This window comes from Pseudomonas sp. BN414, from assembly GCF_029871275.1.
GTDB lineage: Bacteria > Pseudomonadota > Gammaproteobacteria > Pseudomonadales > Pseudomonadaceae > Metapseudomonas > Metapseudomonas resinovorans_C.
In genome coordinates, this window is the sequence record NZ_SSOL01000069.1 from 146,996 (window position 1) to 159,187 (window position 12,192).

Consider the following 12,192-nt stretch of genomic DNA (forward strand, 5'->3'; position numbering starts at 1 on the left):
GAATCCGCACATTTGCTCCTCATGGATCGAGTCATGTCGTTGCGTGCCCGTGTCGCCCTGTTTGTTCTGTTCATGCTGTGGATTCGCCCGACAGTGGCTGAGGAGCTCTCCTACAGTCGCGACGTCCAGCCGATCTTCACCCAGAAGTGCGTGGCCTGCCACGCCTGCTATGACTCGCCGTGCCAGCTCAACCTGGGCAGTGCCGAAGGTGCCGCGCGGGGCGCCAGCAAGCTGCCGGTGTATGACGGGGGCCGTACCAAGGCTCAGGCGACCACCCGCTTGTACTTCGATGCGCAGGGCGCCGAAGCCTGGCGGCGCAAGGGCTTCCATTCCGTGCTCGACGCCAATGGCGCCCAGGCTGCCCTGATGGCAAGGATGCTGGAGCTGGGTCGCAGCAATCCGCCGAAGGCCAATGAGAAGCTTTCCGTCGAGCTCGACATCAGCATCAACCGCCAGAACCAGTGCCCCTTGCCGGGAGAGTTCGACGACTACGCGCGTAAGCACGCACAGGCCGGCATGCCGTTCGCCGTCACTGGTCTCAGCGAGGCGGAGTACCAGACCCTGCAACGCTGGTTGGCGCAGGGCGCGAAGGTGGAGGAGCAGGTGGTGCAGCCCAGCATTGCCGAGGCTCGTCAGGTAGCCAAGTGGGAGGCGCTGTTGAACGCGCCGGGAGCGCGGGAAGTGCTGGTCGGTCGCTGGCTGTTCGAGCACCTGTTCCTCGCGCATCTCTATTTCGAGGGCGATGAGCCCGGCCACTTCTTCCAGCTGGTGCGCTCACGTACGCCTAGCGGCCAGCCCATCGACCCCATTGCCACGCGCCGCCCCAATGAAGACCCGGGCAACACCTTCTACTACCGCCTCTGGCCCATCCAGGGCGTGATCGTGCACAAGACCCATATCACCTATCCGCTGAGCGCGAAGAAGCTGGCGCGGGTCAAGGAGCTCTTCTATTCCGGTGACTGGGTGGCGGATCAAGTGCCGGGCTACGGCGCCCAGCGCCGTGCCAATCCTTTTGAAACCTTCCAGGCCATCCCGGCACAGGCGCGCTACCAGTTCATGCTGGATAACGCCGAGTATTTCGTGCGGACCTTCATTCGCGGCCCGGTGTGCCGGGGCCAGATCGCCACCGACGTGATTCGCGACAACTTCTGGGCGTTGTTCCAGGCACCGAGCCATGACCTGTACATCACCGATGCCAGCTACCGCGAGCAGGCAACCCCGCTGCTGGCGATGCCGGGTCAGTTCGATGAGATTGGCGACCTACCCGGTCTGTGGCGCGCCTACCGCAACAAGCGCAACGAGTACGAAGCGCTGCGCATGGAGGCCTACGCCGATGCGCCGGTGCCGAGCTGGTCGCATATCTGGACGGGCAACGACAACGCGCTGTTGTCCATTTTCCGCCAGTACGACAGCGCCTCGGTGCGCAAAGGGCTGATCGGCGAGATCCCGCAGACTATCTGGTGGATGGACTACCCGCTGCTCGAACGCACCTATTACCAGTTGGTGGTCAACTTCGACGTGTTCGGCAATGTTTCCCACCAGGCGCAGACACGTCTGTACTTCGATCTGATCCGCAACGGTGCCGAGGTCAACTTCCTTCGCTTGATGCCGGCCGAGTCTCGCACCGCGCTGCTTGGCGACTGGTACCAGAACAGCGGCAAAGTGAAGATGTGGCTGGACTACCAGAGCATCGACAGCGACACCCCCAGCGCGCTGGCGCTGCCCGAGAAGGACCCGAAACGTGCCTTTGCCCAGGAACTGCTGACTCGCTACGCGGGCCTCAATGCGCGGCCCGATCCGATCAACCGGTGCCAGGACGGGCGTTGCTACAGACCGGGCATAGCGCCTGATCTGCAGGATGCAGAGCAGGTACTCAGCAGGCTGGTGAGCCGGCCGGCCGCGGGGCTCAAGGTGATCGATCAATTGCCGGAAGCGACGCTGCTCCGGGTAGAACTGAGTGACGGCCGGCGCGAGGTCTACAGCCTCTTGCGCAACCGGGCCCATAGCAATGTGGCCTTCATGCTGGGCGAGGCATTGCGCTACCAGCCGGGCCTGGACACGCTGACGTTGTATCCGGGCGTGCTGTCCAGCTACCCGAACTTCATCTTCAGTCTCAAGGCGGGAGACGCCGAAGCCTTCGTTGCTGCCCTGGAACAGGCGAAGGATGGAGCAGCGTTCGACAAGGTGCTGGAACGCTGGGGCATCCGTCGCACTCACCCGCAGTTCTGGACTTACTTCCATGATCTGGCGGGCTACATCCGCGAAACCGAGCCCATCGAGGCCGGCGAACTGGATATGAATCGCTATCAGAACCTTTGAGACACTGGACGAGAATAATTCCTACCAAATTGGTAAGGCTTTAACCCCCGTTCCCCTTTGGCGTACACTGCGCCCATGTTTGCGAGGAGTTGCCATGAGCGCCATCACCATTACCCAAGCTGCCCAGGATTATCTGGCTGACCTGCTGGAGAAGCAGAACACCCCGGGCATCGGCATTCGTATCTTCATTACCCAGCCCGGTACCCAGTACGCCGAAACCTGCATTGCCTACTGCAAGCCGGGCGAGCAGAAGCCCGAGGACAATGCGGTTGCGCTGGCTTCTTTCACCGCCTGGATCGATGGCGTGAGCGAACCCTTCCTGGATGACGCCGTGGTGGATTACGCCACCGACCGTATGGGCGGCCAGCTGACCATCAAGGCGCCGAATGCCAAGGTGCCGATGGTCAATGAAGACAGCCCGATCACCGAGCGCATCAACTATTACCTGCAGACCGAAATCAACCCCGGTCTGGCCAGCCACGGCGGTCAGGTAAGCCTGGTGGATGTCGTTGAAGAAGGCATCGCCGTGCTGAAGTTCGGCGGCGGTTGCCAAGGCTGTGGCATGGTCGACATGACGCTGAAGGATGGCGTCGAAAAGACCCTGATGGAGCGTATTCCGGAGCTGAAGGGCGTACGTGACGTCACCGATCACAGCAACAAGGAAAACGCCTACTACTGAGGTAGTGGCGATATGAAAAAGGCGACCCCCGGGTCGCCTTTTTCATGGTCGGCGTTCAGCTTAGACCGGGCAGCCGGCAGGCTTCAGGACGCGTTGAGCGGAGGCGGGGAATTTCGCCAGTTTCGTCTTGGGGCGAATGGGGCGCCGCACCAGTTCGCCGCCGCAGTTGGGGCAGGTGCCGTGCAGGTGCTGGTCGGTGCAGTCCCGGCAGAAGGTGCATTCGAATGAGCAGATCAGCGCCTGCTCGGAGTCGGGGGGCAAGTCCTTGTCGCAGCATTCGCAGTTGGGGCGTAGTTCGAGCATGGCCAGGTCCTCAATCGGTGGTGGAGCGTCCGAAGCGTTCCGCGTATTCCTGCGGGCCCACGGACAGGTGCTTATGAAAGGTGCGCCGGAGGTTTTCCGGGTGGCCGAAGCCGGTCAGGCGCGCCACGGTGGCGATGGAGGCCTGGGAGTCTTGCAGTAGGGTGCGGGCCGCTTCCAGCCGAACCCGTTCCACATACTTTCCGGGCCCCACGCCCAGTTCCTGAGCGAAGGTGCGCGACAGGCTGCGCGGTGCCATCTTCGCCTGGGCGGCCAGCGCTTGCAGCGACAGGTCGGCGCCCAGGTTGGCCGGAATCCATTCCAATAGAGCCGCCAACTTGGGCGTGCGGCTGGGTTCCGGCGTTAGCAGTGCGCTGAACTGCGTCTGACCTCCGGGGCGTCGCAGGAACAGGACCAGCCGCCGGGCGATCGCCAGTGCCATCGGACGGCCTAGGTCGGCTTCCACCAATGCCAGTGCCAGATCGATGCCGGCGGTAACGCCGGCCGAGGTGAAGATGTGGGGGTCGCCATCCTGGCCTGTGGGGTCATAGGTGTGCAGCCGATCGCCGTGCACGTCGACTTCCTCATGGCAGCTCAGCGCTGCTACGTCCGCCCAGTGGGTGGTGGCCTGGCGGCCATCCAGCAGTTCCGCTGCGGCCAGGATCAGTGCGCCCGAACAGATTGAGCCGAAGCGCCGCACCTGGGGCTCCGCATTCCGCAACCAATCCAGCAGTTGCCCTTCCTTGCATTGGCTTCCCATGTCCATTCCGCCAGGAACGAGCAGCGTATCCAGGCTGGCCGGGTCCACCTCGCGCCACGCCCGATCGGCCACCAGGGCGAAGCCGGCGGAGGTCTTCACCGGTCCCGCGTTGGGGCCCAGCACGTGGATTCCATAGCAAGGCGGAAGGCCATGGCGTGCACGCTCGTCGTTGGCTGAGGCGAACACCTGCAGCGGACCGGTCACGTCCAGGCTCATGACGTCGGCGAAGGTGAGGCAGGCGATGTGGCGGATAGCGTCCATGACCGGCTCGGCAGGAAAGATGGCTCCAGTCTGCTGCGAGCGTGTTCTGGCGACAACGACAATAAGCCCACAAATCTCGCCAAAAGGCTCAACCGCTCGTTTGTCGGGTCTGGAGAAACTGAAGCAGGGCGACTTCTTCCGGGCTCATGCCCTTGCGCTTGCGTGGTCGCTTGCAGCCGACCAGTTCGCCAGTGAGGAAGGCGTCGACTACGGCGGGATGGATATAGCACTTGCGGCAAATGGCCGGGGTGTTGCCCAGGCGTTGGGCGACCTGTTTGACCATCTCTGTTACGTGCTGGGTGGGATTTTCCGGGGTGCTTTGGGCTACTTTGCGCAACGCTTCCAGAGCCAAGGCGCTGCCGGCCCAGGTTCGGTAGTCCTTGGCCGTGAACTCGCCGCTGGCCTGGCTGCGCAGGAAGTCGTTGACGTCATGGGAACCGACCGAGTGCCGTTGGCCGTCTTCATCGAGGTACTGGAAAAGCTGCTGCCCGGGTAGGTCCAGGCAGCGTCGAAGGATCCTTGCCAGGCGTGGGCTGGTCAGGCTCACGTCATGCTCGATGCCGCTCTTGCCCTTGAAGCTGAAGCGGATCTGGCTGCCGTTTACGTTGATGTGGCGATTGCGCAGGGTGGTCAGCCCATAGGATTTGTTCTCCCGTGCGTAGCGTCGATTGCCGACCCGAATCAGCGTCTCATCAAGCAAGGCGACGACGGTGGCCATGACCTTGTCTCGCCCCATTCCCGTTTCGCCGAGGTGCTTGTCGATCCTGGCGCGCAGTTGGGGCAGTGCGCTGCCGAAACTCAGCAGGCGCTCGTACTTGGCGCTGTTCCGGTTCTCGTTCCACAAGGGGTGATAGCGGTACTGCTTGCGCCCTCGGGCGTCTCGACCGGTGGCCTGGAGATGCCCGTTCGGGTCCGGACAGATCCAGACATCACGATAGGCAGGCGGGATGGCGAGCTGATTGATGCGGTGCACCTCGTCCGGGTCGTGGATCCGCACGCCGTCCGGGTCGAGGTAAATGAAGCGTCCGCGCAGTCGGCGCCGTCGAATTCCGGGCATCCCGTCGTCGACATAGCGCAACCGCGCGGGCAGGTCGATGGGGCAGTCCGGGTTGTTGCGTTCTGTCATGGGCGGGTCGCCGAGGCCAGGCGCTTGCGGCCGATGGACATTGACCAGGTGTCGTTGTTGCAATGCTGGCAGGACGGCTTTTCGCCGGCGCGTTGCTGGCTGGTCATGCCGCAATGGTTGCAGGAGTAGAGGCCGTCGGAGGGAATCCGCGCGTGGTCACGACGCAGACAAGGTGGCAGGACGGAAAGGCCGGGGCGCGTTTCGCTCTCGTCGAAATAGTAGAGGCTGACATCACCATTGACCTCGAGTATCCCCAGGCGGACCTGACCAAGGTGCTCGACATTCTGTCGACGCAGCTCCATGAAGAACTCGTCACTGGCGATGTTCTTCCGTCCGAGCGCTTCGGTGTCGTAGAGCCCGTCCTTGATGATCACCACCGGCTTGCCTTCCATCCAGGCGCCAAATTGTGCGTTGCGCTCCATGGCGTAGGTGGTGAGGCGATAAAGACCGAGCAGTGTGACGAACACCGCGAGTATGGGCAGGAGCGGGACATCCTCGTAGAACGACACATCGCCGGCGGCGGAGCCGAGGGTGAGGATGACCAGGACTTCGAACAGCGAAATCTGGCGGACACCGCGCCGTCCTGAGAGTCGGAGGAACGCGAAGACGACGATGAAGGCGAACAACGACCGCAGCATCACTTCGCCGAGGAATCCGAGGGGAAACTCGTGGAGCAGCATGCGTTGCCAGTCGAATGGATTCATCCAGTCCGCTCCTTGCGCGCAGCAGGGCTTTACGGGGCAGTACTGGGATAGACCGTGGATTCAGGCGACTTGCGCCATGCATTGGCCGGGCGGCACGAGCGAGGAGGGGGAAGCGTGGGGGAAAACTTGCCGGAGCGAGCAGGTCAGGCCTGCTCGCCGCGCATTGGGCACTGGCGCTGAAGCCTTTACTCAGGCATCGACCAGGGTTCGAGGTCGTAACCCTTGCGGCTCAGTTCCTCGCGGGATTGTTCGAGGATGCTCGCCAGTTGTTCCGGGTCGGAATAGGTGCTGCTGGGAATCTTCGAGCGGCCGAGAAGACGGGTGTTGGTACGGTCGATCACGCTGATGCTGAGTTCGCCGGTGCCGTCTTGCAAAGCCCAGGCAACGCACTGGAAGGGTTTGAATGCACGGCCGGTAATGATCAGTGCTTCGTTGAAACGCAGCGGAGTATTCATGGGAGGGGGTCTCTCCATATTGTGCCCAATGAAGGTGACGGCGCAGCTTCAGACCTTTATTGCACCGTCGTGAATGTGGATGGCGAGACTCGACCGATAAGTCACAGCACGTCGTGAAAAACTAAGTTTTTGTCGCTGAAATGAATGGGTAAGCGATTTTTGTACCGGCCGTTGTGCGTTTTTCTCGTGGGACTGGGTATACAGGGTGCACTCGGCATTGTCCCGAATCGGGTCCGATTCCTCTCGCGATGTACCGCCCGGGCTCCTGCCAGTATCATCAACGGCCGTTCTAGGTTGCTTACAGCGAGTGTTGCCGTGCCCGTCCTGAGCCGTCTGTTTCGTCCCATCCTTGTGGCCACTTGCATTGCCGTGTTGGCCGGCTGTGGCGCTCAGCCGCTGTCACCGAAACTGCGCTCGGGGCCGGAACGGGTGGAATTGAGCGGTGTCCCGTTCTTCGCTCAGAACGCCTATCAGAGCGCGCCGGCTTCATTGGCGGCCTTGCTGACCCAGCAGGGTGACGAGGTCACGCCGGGCATGATCGAAAAGGAACTGCAACTGCCGCAGAAGGAAGCTTCCCTCCGCGAGGGGCTGGCGGAGACGGCGCGCAAGCATGGTCTTGTGGTCTATCCACTGGGTAGCCGGATAGACGATCTGCTGGAGCAAGTGGCGGCGGGCAATCCGGTGCTCGTGCATCTGCGCGAAGGGTTTGGCTGGATGCCGTCCTGGCGCTACGCGTTGCTGATCGGTTACGACCGCGCCAACCAGCAGGTGCTGCTGCGTCATGGCCACAAGCGCCGCGCCCTGATGAGCTTCCGTGAGTTCGAGTCGGGTTGGGCGGAAGCAGGTCATTGGGCAGTGCTGGTGCAGGCGCCGAATCAGTTGCCGGCATCGGTGGAGAGGGCTCGCTGGCTGAAGGCGGCCGATGAGCTTGCTGCGGCTGGCCAGGTCAATGCCGCGAAGATGGCGCGCTTGCAGATGCCCTGATCGGCAATCGCGGAAATAAAAAACGGCGCCCCAGGGCGCCGTTTTCATTTGCAGGCGGATCAGACGCCCAGCTTGTCGCGCATGGTGTAGTACCAGGCACCCATCGCGGTGAAGGGCACGCGGAACACGCGGCCACCCGGGAAGGGGTAGTGCGGCAGGCTGGCGAAAGCGTCGAAGCGCTCGGCCTGGCCACGCAGGGTTTCGGCGATCACCTTGCCAGCGATGTGGGTGTAGGTGACGCCGTGGCCGCTGCAGCCCTGGGAGTAGTAGATGTTGTCGCCGATCCGGCCGACCTGGGGCAGGCGCGACAGGGTCAGCAGGAAGTTACCGGTCCAGGCGAAGTCGATCTTCACGTTCTTCAGCTGCGGGAAGGTCTTCAGCAGCTTCGGACGGATGATGGCTTCGATGTTCGCCGGGTCACGGGCACCGTATACCACGCCGCCGCCGTAGATCAGGCGCTTGTCGCCGGAAAGACGGTAGTAGTCCAGCAGGTAGTTGCAGTCCTCGACGCAGTAGTCCTGCGGCAGCAGGGACTTGGCCAGTTCATCCGACAGCGGCTCGGTGGTGACCACCTGGGTGCCGCAAGGCATGGATTTGCTGGCCAGTTCGGGAACCAGGTTGCCCATGTAGGCGTTGCCGGCTACCACCACGAATTTCGCCTTCACGCGGCCTTTCGGGGTGTGGATCACCGGATTGGCGCCACGCTCGATGCGGGTCGCAGGGCTCTGCTCGTAAATCACGCCACCCAGGGACTCGATGGCTGCGGCTTCGCCCAGTGCCAGGTTGAGCGGATGGATGTGACCGCCGCTCATGTCCAGCATGCCGCCAATATAGTTGTCGGTCGCCGCCACTTTGCGGATGCCCTTGGCGTCCAGCAATTCCAGTTGGTTGTGGCCGAAGCGCTCCCACAGTTTCTTCTGGGATTCCAGGTGCGCCATCTGCTTCTTGGTGAAGGCTGCGAACACGCCGCCATCCTTCAGGTCGCACTGAATGTTGTACTTGCTGATGCGGTCGCGAATGATGCGGCCGCCTTCGAATGCCATGTCAGCCATCAGCTTGGCGTTCTTCGGATTCGCGGTGCGCTCGATAGCATCGATGTCGCGGCTGTAGCTGTTGACGATCTGGCCGCCGTTACGACCGGATGCGCCGAAGCCCACCTTCGCAGCCTCGAGGACGGTGACCTTGAAACCGTTCTCCAGAAGGAAGAGGGCGGTGGAGAGACCGGTGTAGCCTGCACCAATAATGCAGACGTCGGTTTCGATCTCACCTTGCAGTTCAGGGCGTGCCGGTACCGGGTTGGCCGAGAACGCGTAATAGGACTGGGGGTAGGGAGTGTGCGTCATAATGGAATCTCTGTTTTTTATTTTTTACAGATGTGGTGATCCTACCTGAGTTGAAACGGGCCGGCTAGCCTCTGTGCAAAATATTCAACGAGGCACTGAACAGTAAAAAATCCACTTTTTCAGAGAGTTAGCGGAAAAAGGTGTTGACAGGAAAAACTCAGTCCGTAGAATGCGCACCCATCGAAGGCACATAGCTCAGTTGGTTAGAGCACCACCTTGACATGGTGGGGGTCGTTGGTTCGAGTCCAATTGTGCCTACCAAATCGAAAGCCGCATTGCGCGGTGCAGAAAAGGCAATCCGAGAGGGTTGCCTTTTTTGTTTGCCCCTAGAAAACCTTCACAATTTACAGGCCTCGTTCACACGGGGCAATGTGAACGTCTGCTTTCACTGCCTCCAAGCCCCTCCTTCACAGCTCTCAGTGTGAAAACTGGTAGCTAACTTATTGATCCTCCTAGGGAATCCCCCACCTAGTTAAGGTGGGACTCATTGCATTCGCCCCGAATCGCTGCGCTCAGGTAGCTCTATCCAGCTGAGCTATGTGCCTTCGATGGGTGCTAGAAGCTCGTATGCAATGCGTAATCCTTCATCCCCCATAACGCCATGGGCGAGACGCAACCAACGCTGATACGAGAGCGTAGGGGCTTGCTTGGCCGCTCAATGCTCATTGCTTTGCAATGGCAAATCCTGGGCTAGCTGCTGGTGGGGTAGGGAGGGGGATATGGGGGAGCTTCCTATATGTACATTGCCGCTCAAGATTTTCTAGAAGAAATTCCGTGTCTTGTGCGTGATGGCTATATGCTCTCGCAGGGATGGATGGGGGTGGTGATATGGGCTGGAAACTCTTCGGAAAGGGAGCGGCCGCTGCTGCTGGGGTGGCTCTTGTGGCGGGTGTGGCGCTGAGTCAGCTTTATGGGGTGAAGGTGACAGCTAGCCTGAGCGGTCAGGACGATCATTGGTGTCCTTCGGAGTCGCCTATTCAGATTTCAGTGAGCAATTACACCTTTCAGAGGGTTGCTCGGGTCACTGTCAAATTGGAGGGTTGGCGAGATGGGGATAGTCGAAACATTCTTGATGGTAAAGGGTATGCATTCACAGGGGTGGTAAAGCCCTTCCGCTCCCGAGTGGGGTGCTTCAGCGATGCTGCATTTGGGTCTTTCAAGCGAGGTCCGGGAGTTAAACTGGGTGATATGTTGGACGCAACCAATCGGTATAAGCGTTTAGCGGAAGGTGTTGAGCTGGTGGTAGTGGATTATCAAGTTACTTTTTTGTAGCCCGTTGCAATGTTTGTGAATCGGGTATATAAAGCCCTTCGGGCAAACGGGCCCTGTGAAGGTTGATCGAAGATCAGCAATCACCAACTGTACTCGATGGCAAGCATCGGGCATGAGGTGTAAGTACCTTAGGGCGCAGCCTTGAATGGCGTAGTTCTAAGTGAAAGCTCTAAGTGACTACGGCACAGTTGGTAGAGCCCCGTCATATGTCGACGCATAGGCATAAGCCATATCCAAGCAGGGGCTTAGTACGCTTGGACGGGAACCACTACCGAATAGTTGGGCAATGTCGGGCGTGGCCCCCATTGAAGAAAGGCCTAGCAGGTGACTGTTGGCGCACCCTAAAAGGGCAGTTAGATTCATCTAACGCATAGGTCAGAAGTGGTCATGCCTTCTGAAAGGCTATGCTGCCCCTTTGTCTTAATAAATAATTCCTCTCAATTTACCGCTTTCAGTGGATGGATAGAGTTCATCCTATCTAAGTCCTTCTGATAGTCCGCAGCAATCTTTGCTTCTACCGCTATATGTCTTTCTACTTCTGCCTTAGGTGGCCTACCTACTGGTCGAGTAATGCCTACAGCCTTGAGCAGTTCCTTTACCGCAGAGTAGTTATGTTCTTCGGTGCCTTTCTTCAAGACTTCAATAGCAACATCTTGCCATGGACTTGCCCCTATCAAACCGGACACCGGTACCCCGTTAAGTTGATGCCTCAGCCAAGCGTCTGAACTCCCGAGGTGAGCGGTAGTTCAGTGCGCTGTGCGGATGTTCCTCGTTGTAATGCTCGAAGGCGATGGCCAGGTTGCGCAGGGCCGTCGCTCGATCGGGCTTGGGCATGTGGCGGATATAGTCGCGCTTCATGGTCTTCACGAAGCTCTCCGCCATCCCGTTGCTCTGTGGGCTGCACACCGGTGTTGTCAGAGGTAGCAGGCCGATCTGCCGGGCAAAGACCCGGGTCTGTTCGGCGGTATAGGCCGAGCCGTTATCGCTCAGCCATTGCACCGGCGACGCAGGCAGCTCGCTACCGAAGCGTTGCTCGACGGCTTCCAGCATCACGTCGCGGACATCGTCGCCACTGTAGCCGTGTGGGCTGGCCACCCAACTGATGGCTTCGCGGTCGCAGCAGTCCAGAGCGAAGGTCACGCGCAGTTTGTCACCATCCTCGCAGCGGAACTCGAAGCCATCCGAACACCAGCGGGTGTTGCTTGTATCCACGGCGACACGACCTTCGTGACGCCGCGCCACACCCGGCTGCTTGCGACGGCGTTCCAGCAACAGATCGTGATCACGCATGACGCGGTAAACCCGCTTCACGTTGACCGGTGGCAGGGCCTGTTGCTCATGCTGCCGACGCAACAGACCCCAGATCCGACGATAGCCATAGCTGGGCAGGGCGCCGACTGCCTGCTGGATCTGCTCGACCAAGGTCACATCGTTGAACGCTCGGCGCCGACGAGGCCGCAGCCCTGGAGCGGGTTGTTTGAGTCGAGCCGTCAATTGCGAGCGCGCCACACCGAGACTCTCACTGACCGCCTTCACTGGTCGTCCCCCGGCAACAAGGGTGAGTGCGCAATCCATTTTCGCGAGCGGGCGATCTCCACCGCTTCCTTGAGGATCTCGGCCTCCATGGTCTTCTTGCCCAGCATCCGTTGCAGTTCGCGGATCTGCTTGAGGGCATCGGCCAACTCGGAGGCGGGCACCACCGCTTCACCGGCACTGACCGCCGAGAGGCTGCCGTCCTGGTAGAGCTTGCGCCAGTGGAACAGTTGGTTGGGGTTGATGCCGTTGCGCCGGGCCACCACCGAGACGCTTTGCCCGGGCTCGAGACTCTCGCGCACCATGGCCAGTTTTTCCTCGACGCTCCAGCGGCGACGCCGCTCCTGGCCGAGCACTTCGATGGTTTTGTCTTTGCTGGTAGTCATAAACACAGTCGTTTGCCTATCCCTTATGGTAAGGGGGAAACGGTGTCCTGTGTTTCAAGGGGCTCGTTCA

General features: G+C 60.5%; 11 protein-coding genes and 1 tRNA gene. 4 read left to right on the forward strand and 8 right to left on the reverse strand.

The window, feature by feature from the left end:
* Positions 1-72: 72 nt before the first annotated feature.
* Positions 73-2,319 carry a fatty acid cis/trans isomerase gene (locus E8E95_RS17210; RefSeq protein WP_280352169.1) on the forward strand — a complete coding sequence of 749 codons (2,247 nt, stop codon included), beginning with the start codon at positions 73-75 and terminating at the stop codon, positions 2,317-2,319.
* 94 nt (positions 2,320-2,413) lie between these two features.
* Positions 2,414-2,998, forward strand: a complete 585-nt coding sequence (gene nfuA, locus E8E95_RS17215) for a Fe-S biogenesis protein NfuA (RefSeq protein ID WP_280352148.1) — start codon at positions 2,414-2,416, stop codon at positions 2,996-2,998.
* 60 nt (positions 2,999-3,058) lie between these two features.
* On the opposite strand, the gene E8E95_RS17220 is transcribed toward nfuA, so the two are convergent.
* From E8E95_RS17220 to E8E95_RS17240, 5 genes are all read right to left on the reverse strand, one after another.
* The gene (locus tag E8E95_RS17220; RefSeq protein ID WP_280352150.1) at positions 3,059-3,301 is read right to left on the reverse strand and encodes a DUF1272 domain-containing protein; all 243 of its coding nucleotides are present in this window, start codon (positions 3,299-3,301) and stop codon (positions 3,059-3,061) included.
* A 10-nt stretch (positions 3,302-3,311) separates the two neighbouring features.
* Positions 3,312-4,319, reverse strand: a complete 1,008-nt coding sequence (locus tag E8E95_RS17225; protein ID WP_280352152.1) for a DJ-1/PfpI family protein — start codon at positions 4,317-4,319, stop codon at positions 3,312-3,314.
* Between the two features lie 88 nt (positions 4,320-4,407).
* Complete coding sequence (locus tag E8E95_RS17230; RefSeq protein ID WP_280352154.1) at positions 4,408-5,445, reverse strand: DNA topoisomerase IB; 1,038 nt, start codon at positions 5,443-5,445, stop codon at positions 4,408-4,410.
* Positions 5,442-6,149, reverse strand: coding sequence for a DUF421 domain-containing protein (locus tag E8E95_RS17235; RefSeq protein ID WP_280352156.1), 708 nt, complete (start codon positions 6,147-6,149; stop codon positions 5,442-5,444). Before E8E95_RS17235 ends, E8E95_RS17230 begins: the two co-directional genes overlap by 4 nt.
* 185 nt (positions 6,150-6,334) lie before the next feature.
* A complete protein-coding gene (locus tag E8E95_RS17240; RefSeq protein ID WP_077526025.1) occupies positions 6,335-6,604 on the reverse strand; it encodes a hypothetical protein in 270 nt (89 codons plus the stop codon).
* Positions 6,605-6,919: 315 nt separating this feature from the next.
* Here E8E95_RS17240 and E8E95_RS17245 point away from each other — a divergent pair, with 315 nt between their 5' ends.
* Positions 6,920-7,588, forward strand: coding sequence for a PA2778 family cysteine peptidase (locus tag E8E95_RS17245; RefSeq protein WP_280352158.1), 669 nt, complete (start codon positions 6,920-6,922; stop codon positions 7,586-7,588).
* Between the two features lie 59 nt (positions 7,589-7,647).
* Here the strand turns inward: E8E95_RS17245 and E8E95_RS17250 are convergent, their stop codons facing one another.
* Positions 7,648-8,931 (reverse strand): FAD-binding oxidoreductase, encoded by a 1,284-nt coding sequence (locus tag E8E95_RS17250; RefSeq protein ID WP_280352160.1) that lies wholly within the window; start codon positions 8,929-8,931, stop codon positions 7,648-7,650.
* A 184-nt stretch (positions 8,932-9,115) separates the two neighbouring features.
* On the opposite strand from E8E95_RS17250, the gene E8E95_RS17255 reads away from it, so the two are divergent.
* A tRNA-Val gene (locus E8E95_RS17255) sits at positions 9,116-9,192 on the forward strand.
* A gap of 1,448 nt (positions 9,193-10,640) precedes the next feature.
* Here E8E95_RS17255 and E8E95_RS17260 read toward each other — a convergent pair.
* Positions 10,641-10,889: a hypothetical protein gene (locus E8E95_RS17260; RefSeq protein WP_280352162.1), complete on the reverse strand. Its 249-nt coding sequence runs from the start codon at positions 10,887-10,889 to the stop codon at positions 10,641-10,643.
* A gap of 10 nt (positions 10,890-10,899) precedes the next feature.
* Positions 10,900-12,122, reverse strand: a protein-coding gene (locus E8E95_RS17265; RefSeq protein WP_280347810.1) for an IS3 family transposase whose coding sequence is annotated in 2 segments (ribosomal slippage) — positions 10,900-11,777 and positions 11,777-12,122 — 1,224 coding nt in all. Because the reading frame shifts where the segments join, the coding sequence is not laid out codon by codon here.
* Positions 12,123-12,192: the final 70 nt, after the last annotated feature.

Bases quoted from the DNA above. Each gene is read 5' to 3' on its own strand.
- E8E95_RS17210 (WP_280352169.1), top strand. From the start codon at position 73: ATGCTGTGGATTCGCCCGACAGTGGCTGAGGAGCTCTCCTACAGTCGC.
- nfuA (WP_280352148.1), top strand. From the start codon at position 2,414: ATGAGCGCCATCACCATTACCCAAGCTGCCCAGGATTATCTGGCTGAC.
- E8E95_RS17220 (WP_280352150.1), bottom strand. From the start codon at position 3,301: ATGCTCGAACTACGCCCCAACTGCGAATGCTGCGACAAGGACTTGCCC.
- E8E95_RS17225 (WP_280352152.1), bottom strand. From the start codon at position 4,319: ATGGACGCTATCCGCCACATCGCCTGCCTCACCTTCGCCGACGTCATG.
- E8E95_RS17230 (WP_280352154.1), bottom strand. From the start codon at position 5,445: ATGACAGAACGCAACAACCCGGACTGCCCCATCGACCTGCCCGCGCGG.
- E8E95_RS17235 (WP_280352156.1), bottom strand. From the start codon at position 6,149: ATGAATCCATTCGACTGGCAACGCATGCTGCTCCACGAGTTTCCCCTC.
- E8E95_RS17240 (WP_077526025.1), bottom strand. From the start codon at position 6,604: ATGAATACTCCGCTGCGTTTCAACGAAGCACTGATCATTACCGGCCGT.
- E8E95_RS17250 (WP_280352160.1), bottom strand. From the start codon at position 8,931: ATGACGCACACTCCCTACCCCCAGTCCTATTACGCGTTCTCGGCCAAC.